Annotated in this window: 14 protein-coding genes; 13 read left to right on the top strand and 1 reads right to left on the bottom strand. The window is 63.5% G+C overall.

Annotated elements, in window-relative coordinates:
* The first annotated feature begins 123 nt into the window (after positions 1-123).
* The 11 genes from GJA_RS25285 to GJA_RS25235 all read left to right on the top strand — a co-directional run bounded on the left by GJA_RS25285 (position 124) and on the right by GJA_RS25235 (position 11,895).
* Positions 124-1,773: a methyl-accepting chemotaxis protein gene (locus tag GJA_RS25285; protein ID WP_038497924.1), complete on the top strand. Its 1,650-nt coding sequence runs from the start codon at positions 124-126 to the stop codon at positions 1,771-1,773.
* 25 nt (positions 1,774-1,798) lie between these two features.
* The gene (gene hemN, locus GJA_RS25280; RefSeq protein ID WP_038501123.1) at positions 1,799-3,235 is read left to right on the top strand and encodes an oxygen-independent coproporphyrinogen III oxidase; all 1,437 of its coding nucleotides are present in this window, start codon (positions 1,799-1,801) and stop codon (positions 3,233-3,235) included.
* Positions 3,236-3,244: 9 nt separating this feature from the next.
* Positions 3,245-4,009 carry a sulfite exporter TauE/SafE family protein gene (locus GJA_RS25275; protein ID WP_038497920.1) on the top strand — a complete coding sequence of 255 codons (765 nt, stop codon included), beginning with the start codon at positions 3,245-3,247 and terminating at the stop codon, positions 4,007-4,009.
* Positions 4,006-6,444, top strand: coding sequence for a heavy metal translocating P-type ATPase (locus GJA_RS25270; protein WP_038497917.1), 2,439 nt, complete (start codon positions 4,006-4,008; stop codon positions 6,442-6,444). Before GJA_RS25275 ends, GJA_RS25270 begins: the two co-directional genes overlap by 4 nt.
* 1 nt (position 6,445) lies before the next feature.
* A complete protein-coding gene (ccoS, locus tag GJA_RS25265; protein ID WP_038497914.1) occupies positions 6,446-6,616 on the top strand; it encodes a cbb3-type cytochrome oxidase assembly protein CcoS in 171 nt (56 codons plus the stop codon).
* A gap of 141 nt (positions 6,617-6,757) precedes the next feature.
* Positions 6,758-8,185 (top strand): cytochrome-c oxidase, cbb3-type subunit I, encoded by a 1,428-nt coding sequence (ccoN, locus tag GJA_RS25260; protein ID WP_038497912.1) that lies wholly within the window; start codon positions 6,758-6,760, stop codon positions 8,183-8,185.
* Positions 8,186-8,201: 16 nt separating this feature from the next.
* Positions 8,202-8,816 (top strand): cytochrome-c oxidase, cbb3-type subunit II, encoded by a 615-nt coding sequence (gene ccoO, locus GJA_RS25255; protein WP_038497909.1) that lies wholly within the window; start codon positions 8,202-8,204, stop codon positions 8,814-8,816.
* Position 8,817: 1 nt separating this feature from the next.
* Positions 8,818-9,009 (top strand): cbb3-type cytochrome oxidase subunit 3, encoded by a 192-nt coding sequence (locus GJA_RS25250; protein ID WP_038497906.1) that lies wholly within the window; start codon positions 8,818-8,820, stop codon positions 9,007-9,009.
* Positions 9,002-9,913, top strand: a complete 912-nt coding sequence (gene ccoP / locus GJA_RS25245; RefSeq protein ID WP_038497903.1) for a cytochrome-c oxidase, cbb3-type subunit III — start codon at positions 9,002-9,004, stop codon at positions 9,911-9,913. The genes GJA_RS25250 and ccoP overlap by 8 nt, the downstream gene beginning before the upstream one ends.
* Positions 9,914-9,936: 23 nt before the next feature.
* On the top strand, positions 9,937-11,328 hold the full coding sequence (gene ccoG / locus GJA_RS25240) for a cytochrome c oxidase accessory protein CcoG (protein WP_038497900.1): 1,392 nt from the start codon (positions 9,937-9,939) through the stop codon (positions 11,326-11,328).
* A gap of 12 nt (positions 11,329-11,340) precedes the next feature.
* Positions 11,341-11,895, top strand: a complete 555-nt coding sequence (locus tag GJA_RS25235; protein WP_038497897.1) for a FixH family protein — start codon at positions 11,341-11,343, stop codon at positions 11,893-11,895.
* On the opposite strand, the gene fnr is transcribed toward GJA_RS25235, so the two are convergent.
* Entirely contained in the window at positions 11,882-12,640 is a 759-nt protein-coding gene (gene fnr / locus GJA_RS25230; protein ID WP_038497894.1) for a fumarate/nitrate reduction transcriptional regulator Fnr, read from the bottom strand. The genes GJA_RS25235 and fnr overlap by 14 nt on opposite strands.
* Positions 12,641-12,820: 180 nt before the next feature.
* Here fnr and GJA_RS25225 point away from each other — a divergent pair, with 180 nt between their 5' ends.
* Entirely contained in the window at positions 12,821-13,264 is a 444-nt protein-coding gene (locus tag GJA_RS25225; protein ID WP_038497891.1) for a MarR family winged helix-turn-helix transcriptional regulator, read from the top strand.
* 202 nt (positions 13,265-13,466) lie between these two features.
* Positions 13,467-14,252 carry an alpha/beta fold hydrolase gene (locus GJA_RS25220; RefSeq protein WP_038497888.1) on the top strand — a complete coding sequence of 262 codons (786 nt, stop codon included), beginning with the start codon at positions 13,467-13,469 and terminating at the stop codon, positions 14,250-14,252.
* Positions 14,253-14,377 lie beyond the last annotated feature (125 nt).

Below are 14,377 nucleotides of genomic sequence, written 5' to 3'. Positions count from 1 at the left end.
TGCCGGCCAATATTCAGGATTTTGATCTACATCAATAAATTTGCCGCGACGACTCCGTACACTGGATCTAGCTCTTGCAATTGTGCAAGATTTTCTTGATCTTTCTGTTCCAGGGATGCCGCCATGCGCCAAAACTTGCCCGTCACCAACCGTGAAGTGCTATTGATGGATGACCACGCCATCGTGTCCAAAACGGATTTGAAGGGCAATATCGTCTACGTGAACCCGTATTTCAGCCAGGTCAGCGGCTTTTCGGCAGCGGAACTGATCGGCGCGCCGCAAAACATCGTGCGCCATCCCGACATGCCGGTCGAAGCGTTCGCCGACATGTGGGCGGCAATCAAGGCAGGCACGCCATGGACCGGCCTGGTCAAGAACCGCTGCAAGAACGGCGACTTTTACTGGGTGCGCGCCAACGTCACGCCGACCATGGAAAACGGCAAGACGGTCGGTTACATGTCGGTGCGCATCAAGCCGGAAAAAGCCGAAGTCGAGGCGGCCAGCGCCGCCTATGCCGAGCTGCGCCAGCAAAAAGGCCAGGGTGTGCGGATCAGGCATGGCGCCGTGATCCGTCCCGGCTTGCCGAACCTGCTGGCCAGGCTGGCCCATATGTCGCTGAACCTGCGCATCTGGCTGGCCACCAGCGTAGTGAACTGTTTGCAGCTGCTGGTCTGCATCATCAGCCTGTACAGCAGCGGCGGCAAGCTCACCAATTACGCGATCTTCGGCGCCACGCTGGCCGGTTTCCTGATCAACGTATTCCTGTGGTACACGCTGCGCTGCTCGGTGCTGCAACCGCTGGGCAAGGCGCTCGACGGCGCGCGCCGCATCGCCGCCGGCGACCTGTCCGGCAGTTTCAAGACCGACAGCACCGATGAAGTCGGCCAATTGCTGCGCGCCTTGCAGCAAATGAACAGCAACCTGATCGCCACCATCCGCGATGTGCGCGTCAATGTCGAAACCATGGCGGTCGCCACCCGGCAAATCGCGGCCGGCAATATGGATCTGTCGGGCCGCACCGAATCGCAGGCCGCCAGCCTCGAAGAAACCGCCTCCAGCATCGAGGAATTTTCATCCACCGTGAAGCAGAACGCCGACAATTCGATGGAAGCGAATGCGCTGGCGGTGGCCGCGTCGAAAGTGGCGGTGGAGGGCGGCGACATCGTCGCCGAAGTGATCAGCACCATGGACGACATCAATGCATCGTCGAAGAAAATCGTCGACATCATCGGCTTGATCGAAGGCATCGCCTTCCAGACCAATATCCTGGCGCTGAACGCCGCCGTCGAAGCGGCCCGCGCCGGCGAACAGGGCCGCGGTTTCGCGGTGGTCGCCGGCGAAGTGCGCAACCTGGCGCAGCGCTCGTCGGTGGCCGCCAAGGATATCAAGCATCTCATCAACATCTCGGTCGGCAAGGTCGGCGCCGGCATGGTGCAGGTCAACCGCGCCGGCGCCACCATGGAGCAGGTGGTCAAGTCGGTGCAGCAGGTGACCGCCATCATGCAGGACATCTCGATCGCGTCGCGCGAGCAAAGCATCGGCGTCGACCAGGTCAACCAGGCCATCGCCCACATGGACCAGGTCACCCAGCAAAACGCGGCGCTGGTCGAAGAAGCGGCGGCCGCCGCCACCAGCCTGGCCGACGAGGCCGACAGCCTGAAACAGGCGGTCAGCCTGTTCAACTTCGGCAAGCCGCCGGCCGCCAAGCGCGCCAGCAGCGCGGCAACCGCCGCCAATGGCGCACTGCACGGCGTCAAACGCCTGGCCGCCTGATCACTGAAAAACCGCCATGTCCACCATGAACCTCCCCGCCGCGCCCGAGCTGCCGGCATTGACGCCGCTGGTCGAATTCGACGCGGCCATCATCGGCAAGATGAGCCAGTCCGGCCCGCGCTATACCTCGTATCCGACGGCCGACCGGTTTACGCCGGATTTCGGCTACGGCGATTTCCTCGAGGCGCTGGCCGCGCTGCGCATGCGCGGCGGCCGCCGGCCGCTGTCGCTGTACCTGCACATCCCGTTTTGCGACACGATTTGCTATTACTGCGCCTGCAATAAAATCGTCACCAAAGACCGCTCCAGGGCGGCCACTTACCTGAGCTACCTGAAGCAGGAAATCGCGATGCAGGGCAAGCTGTTCGCCGGCATCAACCAGGTCGAGCAACTGCACCTGGGCGGCGGCACGCCAACCTATCTGAGCGAGCGCCAGATAGACGATCTGATGGCCCATGTGCGCGCCAATTTCACGTTCGCCTCCGACCAGGACGGCGAATATTCGATCGAGATCGACCCGCGCACCGTCAGCCGCGAGCGGATTCATTCCTTGCGCGCACAAGGCTTCAACCGCATCAGCCTCGGCGTCCAGGATTTCGATACGGAGGTGCAAAAGGCCGTCAACCGCATCCAGCCCGAACAGGAAACACTGGCCATCATGCAGGCCGCGCGCGACGCCGGCTTCCGTTCGGTCAGCATCGACCTGATCTACGGCCTGCCCAGGCAAAGCATGGCCAGCATGACGGCCACGCTGGACAAGGTGATCGCCGCCAGCCCGGACCGCATCGCGCTGTATCACTACGCGCACCTGCCGCAGGTGTTCAAGCCGCAGCGCCGCATCCTCCATGCCGACATGCCCGACAGCGCCACCAAGCTGGCCATGCTGGACCTGTGCATCGCGCGCCTGACGGCGGCCGGCTACATCTACATCGGCATGGACCATTTCGCCAAGCCCGGCGACGAGCTGGCGGTCGCCCAGCGCCAGGGCCGGCTGCACCGCAATTTCCAGGGCTATTCGACGCGCGCCGAAGCGGACCTGATCGCTTGCGGCGTGTCCGCCATCAGCGCGGTCGGCGCGGTCTACAGCCAGAATGAAAAGACGCTCGACGCCTATTACGCAAGGCTGGACGAAGGCCGCCTGCCGATCACGCGCGGGGTGCGCCTGGATACCGACGACCTGCTGCGCCGCATCATCATCCAGATGCTGATGTGTCATTTCGAACTGTCGATCGAGGCGATCGAACAGGCTTATCCCATCGTGTTCCAGCACTACTTCGCGGCGGAATTGCGCAAACTGGCCGAACTGCAGGCCGACGGCTTGCTGACCATCGAAGAAGAATGGCTGACCGTCACGCCGAAAGGACGGCTGCTGATCCGCAATATCTGCATGGTGTTCGACCGCTACCTGAACGCCGCGCGTGACAACGCGCCGCAGCCGCTGCGCTACTCGAAAACGGTATAAATTTTTTTGATGAGTACGCTGAACCTGCTTCCGGTATTCCTGGTCGGCCTGGCCGGCAGCCTGCATTGCATCGGCATGTGCGGCGGCATCGTCGGCGCGCTGTCAGCCGCCCCGGTCGCCGCCACAACCGGCGGCAATGCACGGCCGGTGATCGCCATCGCCGTGGCGCGGCCGGCATGGGCCGGCAGCCTGGCGCGGGTGGCCGCCTACAACCTGGGCCGCATCGGCAGCTACATGATCGCCGGCGCCGCCGGCGCCACGCTGGGCGCCAGCCTGTTACAGATCGCCGCGCTGCAAGCGGCCGGCTACTGGCTGGCCAACCTGATGCTGGTGGCGCTGGGCCTGTACCTGATGGACGCCTGGCGCGGCCTGGCGCGGCTGGAAACGGCCGGCAACCTGCTGTGGAACAAGGTCAGGCCGCTGATGAAAGGGCTGCTGCCGATGGATGGCCCGGCCAAGGCCTTGCTGCTGGGCGCGCTGTGGGGCTGGCTACCGTGCGGCATGGTCTACAGCGTGCTGCTGGCTGCGATGCTGAGCGGCTCGGCCATCGACGGCGCGGCCGTGATGCTGGCCTTCGGCCTGGGCACCTTGCCGGCGCTGCTGGCCATGGGCTTGCTGGGCGCGCGTCTGCGGCGCCATTTGCAGCGCCGTGCCATACGGCTGGCCAGCGGCTTGCTGGTGCTGGCGTTTGGCGTGGCCGGACTGCTGCGCGCCGCGCACGGCATGCTGCCGGCGTGGCTGGCATCGCTGTGCATCACGGGCGCCCATCCATGAACGCGGTGCCGGCGCCGGCCGTTACGCTGGATTGCTTCCACTGCGGCTTGCCGGTGCCGCCCGGCGCCAGCTGGGCGGTGGCGATCGACGGCCAGCCGCGCAGCATGTGCTGTCCCGGCTGCGCTGCGGTGGCGCACACCATCGCCGATATCGGCCACACTGACTATTACCGCAGCCGCACGGCATTCGCGGCCAGCGCGACAGCGGCGCCACCCGAACTGCAGCTGTACCATAACGACGATGCCCGCTTCGCGCTGGAGGGCGATGGCGACCGCTGCGCAGCGATCTTGTCGGTCGACGGCATCCGCTGCGCCGCGTGCGTCTGGCTGATCGAGCGCCAGTTGCTGCGCCTGCCGGGCGTGCAAGCGGCCAGCCTGAATGTCGCCACCGAAAAGCTGCATGTGCGCTGGCACAAGGATGAATGCAGCCCCGGCGCCATCCTGCAGGCGATACACCAGGTCGGTTATGCGGCGTATCCGTATGACGCGGTGCGCCACGGCGAACAATTGCAGCGGACCGGCAAGACCCTGGGCCGTCAATTATTTGTCGCCGGCCTGTCGATGATGCAAGTGATGATGTACGTCGCGCCATCCTACCTGGCCGAAGACGGCACGCTGGAGCACGACATGGCCAGCCTGATGCGCTGGGCCAGCCTGTTGCTGACCTTGCCGGCGGTCTGCTATTCGGCCCAGCCGTTTTTCAAGGGCGCATGGAACAGCGTGCGCAACCGCGCGCTGGGCATGGACGTGCCGGTGGCGCTCGGCATCGCCGCCGCGTTCGGCGCCAGCCTGCTCGCCACCTGGCGCGGCGACGGCGCCGTCTATTTCGACTCCGCCACCATGTTCATCTTCCTGCTGCTGTGCAGCCGCTACCTGGAATTGCTGGCGCGGCGCAAGGCGGCCGGCGCGCTGGAACGCTTGCAGCATGCGCTGCCGGCATCGGCCTCGCGCCTCGACGATTTCCCGGCCAGCCGCGCATCCACGCTGGTGGCGGCCGCGACGCTGGCGGCCGGCGATTTCATCCTGGCCAGGCCGGGCGACGCCATCGCCGCCGACAGCATCATCGTCGAAGGCGACGGCATACTCGACCTGTCGCTGCTGAGCGGCGAAAGCGCGCCGCAGCACAAGGCTGCCGGCGATCAGATACCGGGCGGCGCCATCAATACCGGCGCGGCACTGGTCTTGCGGGTGCTGAAAGCGGCGCGCGACAGCACGCTGGCGGACTTGCTGAAACTGGTGCAACGGGCCGGCGCCGGCAAGCCGCACATCGCCCAGTGGGCCGACCGGACCGCCGCGTGGTTCGTGGCCTGCCTGCTGCTGTTCGCGCTGGCCAGCTTCGGCTTCTGGCAGTGGCACGACGCGGCGCGCGCCTGGCCGGTGGCGATCGCGGTGCTGGTGGTGTCGTGCCCGTGCGCGCTGTCGCTGGCGACGCCGAGCGCGCTGGCCGCCGCCACCGACCGCCTGCTGGGGCGCGGCGTGCTGATCGTCCGTCCACACGTGCTGGAAACGCTGCACCGCGCCAGCCACGTCGTGTTCGACAAGACCGGCACGCTGACGCTCGGCAAGCCGGTCTTGCGCCACATCGAGCCGGCCGGCGGCACGGTGCAGCGGCAGTGCTTGCGCATCGCCGCCGCGCTGGAAGCGGGCAGCGGACATCCACTGGCGCACGCCATCATCGACGCCGCCAGGGCCGGCGGCGTGGAACCGGACTGGCACGCCGAAAACGTCGCGGAAATTCCCGGCATGGGCATCGAAGGGCGCTTGTACGGACGTTGCTACCGGCTCGGCAATGCGACTTTCGTGGCCGGCCTGGCGGGAGATCCCTTGGCCGAAACCGACGCGCCGCCCGGCATGACCGCGCTCTACCTCGGCTGCGAAGAGCGCTGGCTGGCGCGCTTCCTGCTGAGTGACGCGCTGCGCGACGACGCGCAGGCGACCGTCGATTATTTCCGCAAGGCCGGCAAGCAAGTGATCTTGCTGAGCGGCGACCAGCAGGCGCTGAGCGACGGCGTGGCGCGCGAACTGGGCATGAGCGGCGCGCGCGGCGGCTGCCTACCCGATCAAAAACTCCACTATGTGCAGCAATTGCAGCGGGAAGGCGCGGTGGTGGCCATGGTCGGCGACGGCATCAACGACGCCGCCGTGCTGGGCGCGGCCGACGTGTCGTTCGCGATGGGCGGCGGCGCCGCGCTGGCGCAGGCGCAAGCCGACGGCGTGCTGCTGTCGGGGCGATTATCGTCGCTGATGGAGACCGCCCGCAGCGCCGGCAAGACGATGCGCGTGATCCGCCAGAACCTGGCTTGGGCCATGCTGTACAACCTGACGGCGATCCCGGCGGCGGCGTTCGGCTACCTGAATCCGTGGCTGTCCGGTCTCGGCATGGCGCTCAGCTCGGCGGTGGTGATCGCCAACGCCCTGCGGCTGCGGCGCGGCTGACATGGAAGCCCTGTATCTGCTGATCCCGCTCAGCATCGTGGTGGTATTCATCGCGCTATGGGTATTTTTCAAGGCGTCCGACAGCGGCCAGTTCGACGACCTGGTCGGCCCGGGATTGCGGGTGCTGCAGGATGATGACAGCGGTATCCAAAGCGAGAGACCACAGCCGTGATTCAGGTAGCTAACACAGCGGCACCGGCATCCCCCACCGCCCCCGAATCATCTGTTGATTTTTGATCCACATCAAGGTTTTTTGCCAACCAAACACTTACTCTCTGATGCACAACATCACAGCATTTCCGGGAGAGAAGTAGTGGACGAATCACTGCATTACAACTACAAGGTCGTCAAACAATTTGCGATCGCGACGGTGGTGTGGGGCATCGTCGGCATGCTGGTCGGCGTCATCATCGCCGCGCAACTGGCATGGCCGGCGCTGAACCTCGACATCCCGTGGCTGACCTACGGCCGGCTGCGGCCGCTGCACACCAATGCGGTGATTTTTGCGTTCGGTATTTGCGGCCTGTTCGCCACCTCGTATTACGTGGTGCAGCGCACTTGCCAGGTGCGGCTGTTTTCCGACCGGCTGGCCGCGTTCACCTTCTGGGGCTGGCAAGCGGTGATCCTGTCGGCCGTGGTCACCTTGCCGATGGGCCTGACGCGCGGCAAGGAATACGCCGAGCTGGAATGGCCGATCGCGCTGCTGATCGCGGTGGTGTGGATCGCTTATGCGGTGGTGTTTTTCGGCACGCTGATCAAGCGCAAGGTCAAACATATCTATGTCGCCAACTGGTTTTTCGGCGCCTACATCCTGGCCGTCACCATCCTGCACGTGGTCAACGGCGCGGTGATGCCGGCGTCGCTGTCCAAGTCGTACTCGGCGTACACCGGCGTGCAGGATGCGATGATCCAATGGTGGTACGGCCATAACGCGGTCGGCTTCATCCTGACCGCCGGCTACCTCGGCATGGTGTATTACTTCATCCCGAAACAGGCCGAGCGGCCGGTGTACTCCTACCGTCTGTCGATCGTGCATTTCTGGGCCCTGATCTTCACCTATATGTGGGCCGGCCCGCATCATTTGCATTACACCGCCTTGCCCGACTGGACCCAGTCGATCGGCATGGTGTTTTCGCTGGTGCTGCTGGCGCCATCGTGGGGCGGCATGATCAACGGCATCATGACCTTGTCCGGCGCGTGGCACAAGCTGCGTACCGATCCGATCCTGAAATTCATGATCGTCTCGCTGTCGTTCTACGGCATCGCCACCTTCGAAGGCCCGATGATGTCGATCAAGACCATCAATTCGCTGTCGCACTACACCGACTGGACCATCGCCCACGTGCACGGCGGCGCGCTGGGCTGGGTCGGCTTCATCACCATGGGCTCGCTTTATTACCTGCTGCCGCGGCTGGCCGGCAATCAGACCATGTACAGCACGCGCCTGGTCGACCTGCATTTCTGGGTCGCCACCATCGGCATCGTGCTGTACATCGCGGCGATGTGGATCGCCGGCGTGATGCAGGGCCTGATGTGGCGCGCGGTCAATCCGGACGGCACGCTGACCTACACCTTCGTCGAAAGCGTCAAGGCCACTTATCCGTATTACGTGGTGCGCCTGTGCGGCGGTGTGCTGTACCTGTCGGGCATGTGCGTGATGGGCTACAACGCGTGGATGACGCTGCGCGGCAGCAACACCCCGCTGGTGCGGATACCGGCGTTGAACCCGGCGCACGCCTGATACTGGAGACCGAACGATGAAGTTTTCGCATGCATGGATAGAAAAAAACCCGTGGCTGCTGATCGCGCTGGTGACGCTGGTGATCAGCGTCGGCGGCGCGGTCGAAATCGTGCCGCTGTTCTTCCAGAAGAGCACCACCGAAGCGGTCGCCGGCTTGAAGCCGTACAGCCCGCTGCGCCTGGCCGGGCGCGACATTTATGTGCGCGAAGGCTGCTACAACTGCCACTCGCAAATGATACGGCCGCTGCGCGCGGAAACCGAACGCTACGGCCATTATTCGGTGGCCGGCGAATTCGTCTACGACCGGCCGTTCCAGTGGGGCTCGAAACGCACCGGCCCCGACCTGGCGCGGGTCGGCGCGCGCTACAGCGATGAATGGCACCGCACCCATTTGAACAATCCGCGCGACCTGGTGCCGGAATCGAATATGCCGGCTTATCCCTGGCTGGCGCACACCAGGCTGGTCCCGGCCGAGATCGTGCCGAAGATGCGCGCCTTGCAGCGCCTCGGCGATCCGTACACCGAGGCGGAAATCAAGGCGGCGCCGGAGCAACTGGCCGGCAAGACGGAAGAAGACGCGCTGGTGGCCTATCTGCAAGGCCTCGGCACATTCATCAAGACAAGGAATTAATATGGCGATCGACAAACTGTTTGACAGCTTCAGCAGCGTCATGACGGTGGTTTCCTTTCTCACTTTCATCGGCATCCTGTGGTGGACGTTCAGCCGCCGCGACAGCGATTTCGACAGCGCGGCGATGCTGCCGTTCGCCGACGAGAGCGCCGGCCAGGCGCACCAGGAACAACAGGAGCGCGGCCATGTCTGACTTCAGCAGCGCATTCTGGAATAGTTATATTGTCGTCCTGAGCCTGCTCGGCATCATCGGTTGCGGCGTGCTGCTGTACTCGCAATCGAAAGTAAAAATCGAGGCCGGCGCGGCCGCCGACGGCACCACCGGCCATGTATGGGACGACGACTTGCGCGAGCTGAATACGCCGATGCCGCGCTGGTGGATGTGGCTGTTCTACATCACCATCGTGTTTGCGCTGGCCTATCTGTTCCTGTATCCGGGACTGGGCACCTACGCCGGCAAGCTGGGCTGGAAATCGTCCAGCCAATATCAGGACGAGCTGAAAAAAGCGGACGCCGACTACGGCCCGCTGTTCAAGCAGTATCTGAAGCAGGACTTGAAAAGCGTGGCCGCCGATCCGAAGGCGCGCATCATCGGCGAACGGCTGTTCCTGACTTATTGCGCGCAATGCCACGGCTCGGATGCGCGCGGCAACAAGGGCTTTCCCAACCTGACCGACCAGGATTGGCTGTACGGCGGCGCGCCGGACGTCATCAAGACCAGCATCCTGCATGGCCGTAACGGCGTGATGCCGCCGATGGCCGCCGCGCTGGGCTCCGACAAGGATGTCGAAAACGTCGCCCATTACGTGCTCAGCCTGTCCGGCTCGAACGCCGATCCGATCAAGGTGGTGTTCGGCAAAGCCAGGTTCGGCGCCTGCATGGCGTGCCACGGCGCGGACGGCAGCGGCAACCAGGCGCTCGGCGCACCGAACCTGGCCGACAAGATCTGGCTGTATGGCGGCAGCGCCGAAACCATCATGGAAACCATCCGCATGGGGCGCAACAACAGCATGCCGGCGTTCGGCGAATTCCTCGGCGAAGCGAAAGTGCATGTGCTGTCGGCATATGTGTGGAGCTTGTCGAACCCGCAGCCATGATGCTGTGACTTCCCGGCCAGACGATGGAACCTCAAGTCATCAGCATGTATGCGGCGCGCCAGCAGATTTATCCGCGCGAAGCCAAGGGACGCTATGCGTCGTGGCGCTGGCTGTGCGTCTGGCTGACGCAACTGGCCTTCTACGGCTTGCCGTGGCTGCACTGGAATGGCCGCCAGGCGCTGCTGTTCGACCTGGCGGCGCGCAAGTTCTATATCTTCGGCCTGGTGCTGTGGCCGCAGGATTTCATTTACCTGGCGGCGCTGCTGATCATCTGCGCCTATCTGCTGTTTTTGGCCACCGCGATCGCCGGGCGGGTCTGGTGCGGCTTCGCCTGTCCGCAAACGGTGTACACCGAAATCTTCCTGTGGATAGAGCGCAAGATCGAAGGCACGCGCAGCGCGCGCATGCTGCTGGACCGGCAAGGGCCGTCGTGGCCGAAAAGCGCCAGGAAGACCGCCAAGCACCTGGCCTGGGGCGCGGTGGCGCTGTGGACCGGCTTCACCTTCGTCGCCTATTTCACGCCGCTGGACACGCTGGTACACGAAGTGCGCACCTTGAACTTCGGGCCGTGGGAATGGTACTGGGTGGTGTTTTACAGCTTCGCCACCTACGGCAACGCCGGCTGGATGCGCGAGCAGGTCTGCAAATACATGTGCCCGTACGCACGCTTCCAGAGCGCGATGTTCGACCAGGACACGCTGGTCATCAGCTACGATGCCCAACGCGGCGAACCGCGCGGCGCGCTGCATAAAAAAGTGGCCGGACCGGCGCCCCATCCGAAACTGGGCGACTGCATCGATTGCACGCTGTGCGTGCAAGTGTGCCCGACCGGCATCGATATCCGCCAAGGCTTGCAATACGAATGCATCGGCTGCGCCGCCTGCGTCGACGCCTGCAACGGCGTGATGGACAAGATCGAACGGCCGCGCGGCCTGATCCGCTACACCACCGACCACGCGCTGGCCAGCCACTACGATGCGCGGCAAATCCGCCGCCATGCGCTGCGCCCGCGCGTGCTGGTCTACGGCGCCATCCTGGTCCTGATCACGATCGCCGTCGCCGCTTCGCTATGGCTGCGCATGCCGCTGAAAATGGACGTGATCCGCGACCGCGGCGCGATGGGACGCGAAGTCGAGGACGGCATCATCGAAAACGTCTACCGGCTGCACATCATGAACACCTCGGAACAGCGGCAACGCTACCAGGTGACGGTGTCCGGCTTGCCCAGCCTGAGCCTGGCGACGCCGGATCAAGTGACGGTCGGACCGACCGAAACCTACGCCTTCCCGCTACGGCTGCGCGCCGCGCACGGCGACGGCCTGAAGGGCTCGAACAAGATCTTCATCGAATTGACGGCGCTTGGCGACGAGCGCGTCCGCGTCAAGGAAAAAGCGGTATTTTTCGTGCCGCGCTAACAGGAGAACCGCATGCCGCACAGTAGCTCGAACACCCTGCCGCGCCAGCCCGGCGGCGCGCCGGTCTTGCCGTGGTACCGCCACCGCTGGCCATGGCTGCTGATGCTGGGTCCGTTCATCGTGGTGCTGGCCGGCTGCTACACCGGCTGGCTGGCGTTTTCGCACCAGGATGCGCTGGTGGTCGGCGATTATTACAAGCAGGGCAAGGCCATCAACCAGGACTTGCGGCGCGACCGCGCGGCCAGCGCCCTGGGCATGGCGACCAGCGTCACCTACGACGCGGCGTCGGGCCGCCTGCGCGGCGCCGTCAGCAGCCACGGCCAGCCCTATGCCGCCGCGATCCGGCTGCACCTGGCGCACGCCACGCTGCCGCAACAAGACATCAGGCTGGACGTGTTGCCGGATGCGGCGGGCAGCTTCAGCGCGCCGCTGGCCATGCTGGAACGCAGCCGCTGGCAAGTGCAAGTGGAAAACACGGCACGCGACTGGCGCCTGGACGGCAGCTGGATCTGGCCGGCGCAGCGCAGCGTGATGCTGCGGGCCGATGCCCATCCTAGCCGCAAGTAGCGGTACCCGCCGTGATCGCTTTCAACAAGCCCGGATCGACGATTTCAATCTCGCGGTTGCTGACCTTCAGCAGCCCTTCCTTCTTGAATTTCGACAACAGCCGGCTGATGCTTTCAATCGTCAGTCCCAGATAATTGCCGATTTCCTCGCGCGACATGCGCAGCTGGAATTTCAAGCCGGAATAACCGCGCGCTTCATAACGCGAGGCCAGGTTGACGATGAAGGCGGCGAAACGCTGGGTCGCCTGCATATTACCCAGCAACAGCATCACGCTTTGTTCGCGGGTGATTTCCTGGCTCATCATGCGGTGGAAATGGCGCAGCAGCGTCGGCATTTCGGCCAGCAATTGCTCCAGGCTGGCGAACGGAATTTCGCACACTTCGCTGTCTTCCAGCGCCACCGCATTGCAATGGTGGCGGTCGGCGCTGATCGCATCCATGCCCAGCAACTCGCCCGCCATCTGGAAACCGGTGACTTGCTCTTCGCCGCCCGGATTGATCTGGTACGTCTTGAAATGGCCGAGGCGGATCGCATACAGGTTGGCGAACGGGTCGCCGATGCGAAACAGCGTGCTGCCGCGCGTTACCTTGCGGCGCCGGCCGATGATCTGGTCGAGCTTGTCCATGTCGCCCATATCCAGTCCCATCGGCAGGCACAACTGGTGCATGCTGCACGTCGAACAGCGCGCGCGCAGGATTTCCACCGAAACGGCGGGCAGCGTGAGGGAGGGAAGCGCTTGAATCATATCGTCTACCTTGTAAAAAAAGCCACTGGTAGTTTACTGCATTAAGACATTGCTGAGGATCAATTATGCTCATGAGACGGTATAGATCAATCAGGAGGCCCTTGATTTTTGCGTCCGGGTTTGCTTAACGGACGAATTATCGTTAGTCTGGCGGCATCACCGTACTTTGATTGCTTTGCCATGGCCACCTCCAACGCTCCTCCGCCGTCCAGCCTCGACCATAAACTGTGCTTCCAGCTGTATGCGACGTCGCTGAAAATGACCCAGTTGTACAAGCCGATGCTGAGCGCGCTCAACCTGACTTATCCGCAATACCTGGTCATGGTGGTGCTGTGGGAACAGGAAGGATTGGGCATCAAGGACCTGGCCGAGCGCCTGCAACAGGATTCCGGCTCGATCACGCCGCTGGTCAAGCGTCTGGAGGCGGAAGGTTATCTGCTGCGCAGCCGCGACCCGCGCGACGAGCGCAACCGCGTGCTGACGCTGACCGACAGCGGTCGCCAGTTGCGCCACGCGATTGTCAGCGTCGATCAAACCATCGTCGACAATTGCGCCGTCATCGGCAAGGAGTTCGAGGCCATGATGGAGGGATTGCGGAAATTGAACGTCCAACTGGGCAGTTGATGAACACATCAGTTGGCCGTATTTTCCAGTGCGGCTTAAAAATGTATTGCGCACTAATAATTAGTACGCTATCCTCATCTCCGTCGCCTGGTCACCGATTAATTGATACTAGGCAAACCCGATTATTTCGATCATTCTTTGCATGTAACTTAGCACGCTAATCAATAGCAGGCTATTCCACTGATAACAAAGGAGTCTCATCATGTCACACACCACGCTCAAAACCGCCTTGCTCGCTTCCGCCATCCTGTCCGGCGCCGCACTGGCGCCAGCCCACGCCGCTGGCGCCGCCATCGCCGAGCAGAATGCCGACACCACCGTGGTGCTGGTGCACGGCGCGTTCGCCGACGGTTCCAGCTGGGACAAAGTGATCCCGCTGCTGCAAGCCAAAGGCTTGAAAGTGGTTGCCGTGCAAAATCCGCTGACCTCGCTGGCCGACGATGTCGCCGCCGCGCAACGCGTGATCGACGCCCAGAGCGGCCGTGTGATCCTGGTCGGCCACTCCTGGGGCGGCACCGTGATCACCCAGGCCGGCACCAGCGACAAGGTCAAGGCGCTGGTGTACGTGGCGGCGTTCGCGCCGTCCGAAGGCGAAGCATCGGGCGACCTGGGCAAGGACTATCCTGTGCCGCCGGGCATCGCCACGCTGAAACCGGACGCCGCCGGTTTCCTGTACCTGCCGGAAGAATCGGTGCGCCTCAATTTTGCCCAGGATTTGCCGGCCGCGACCACCAGACTGATGGCCGCCACCCAAGGTCCGATCCAGGGCAAAGCCTTCGGCGACAAGACAACTGTTGCGGCTTGGAAAAACAAGCCCAACTATTACATCGTTGCCGGCAAGGACCGCATGATCGCGCCGCAACTGGAACAGGCCTTTGCCAAGAAATTGAACGCAGTGACTACGGTATTGCAAACCAGTCATGTGCCGATGCTGTCGCAGCCGAAACAAGTGGCCGACGTGATCCTGGCGGCCGCCGCCAAGCGTTAAGCTCGTATCCCTTTCCCCCGGCATAAAAAAACTCCGCGCCATTACTGGCGCGGAGTTTTTTTGCCTTATGCTGTTACTTATAGGACATTTAACAGATAAGATCCGGCAACCATGTCAGCGCGGCG

Origin of the sequence: Janthinobacterium agaricidamnosum NBRC 102515 = DSM 9628 (assembly GCF_000723165.1) — a bacterium.
GTDB classification, from domain to species: Bacteria; Pseudomonadota; Gammaproteobacteria; order Burkholderiales; family Burkholderiaceae_D; genus Janthinobacterium; species Janthinobacterium agaricidamnosum.
Note: the sequence above shows the minus strand (reverse complement) of the source record. Positions and strands in the feature narration are given on the sequence as shown.

Coding starts and splice junctions, on each gene's coding strand:
- hemN (WP_038501123.1), top strand. CDS start 1,799: ATGAACCTCCCCGCCGCGCCCGAGCTGCCGGCATTGACGCCGCTGGTC.
- GJA_RS25285 (WP_038497924.1), top strand. CDS start 124: ATGCGCCAAAACTTGCCCGTCACCAACCGTGAAGTGCTATTGATGGAT.
- ccoS (WP_038497914.1), top strand. CDS start 6,446: ATGGAAGCCCTGTATCTGCTGATCCCGCTCAGCATCGTGGTGGTATTC.
- GJA_RS25225 (WP_038497891.1), top strand. CDS start 12,821: ATGGCCACCTCCAACGCTCCTCCGCCGTCCAGCCTCGACCATAAACTG.
- GJA_RS25270 (WP_038497917.1), top strand. CDS start 4,006: ATGAACGCGGTGCCGGCGCCGGCCGTTACGCTGGATTGCTTCCACTGC.
- fnr (WP_038497894.1), bottom strand. CDS start 12,640: ATGATTCAAGCGCTTCCCTCCCTCACGCTGCCCGCCGTTTCGGTGGAA.
- GJA_RS25235 (WP_038497897.1), top strand. CDS start 11,341: ATGCCGCACAGTAGCTCGAACACCCTGCCGCGCCAGCCCGGCGGCGCG.
- GJA_RS25275 (WP_038497920.1), top strand. CDS start 3,245: ATGAGTACGCTGAACCTGCTTCCGGTATTCCTGGTCGGCCTGGCCGGC.
- ccoP (WP_038497903.1), top strand. CDS start 9,002: ATGTCTGACTTCAGCAGCGCATTCTGGAATAGTTATATTGTCGTCCTG.
- GJA_RS25220 (WP_038497888.1), top strand. CDS start 13,467: ATGTCACACACCACGCTCAAAACCGCCTTGCTCGCTTCCGCCATCCTG.
- GJA_RS25250 (WP_038497906.1), top strand. CDS start 8,818: ATGGCGATCGACAAACTGTTTGACAGCTTCAGCAGCGTCATGACGGTG.
- ccoO (WP_038497909.1), top strand. CDS start 8,202: ATGAAGTTTTCGCATGCATGGATAGAAAAAAACCCGTGGCTGCTGATC.
- ccoG (WP_038497900.1), top strand. CDS start 9,937: ATGGAACCTCAAGTCATCAGCATGTATGCGGCGCGCCAGCAGATTTAT.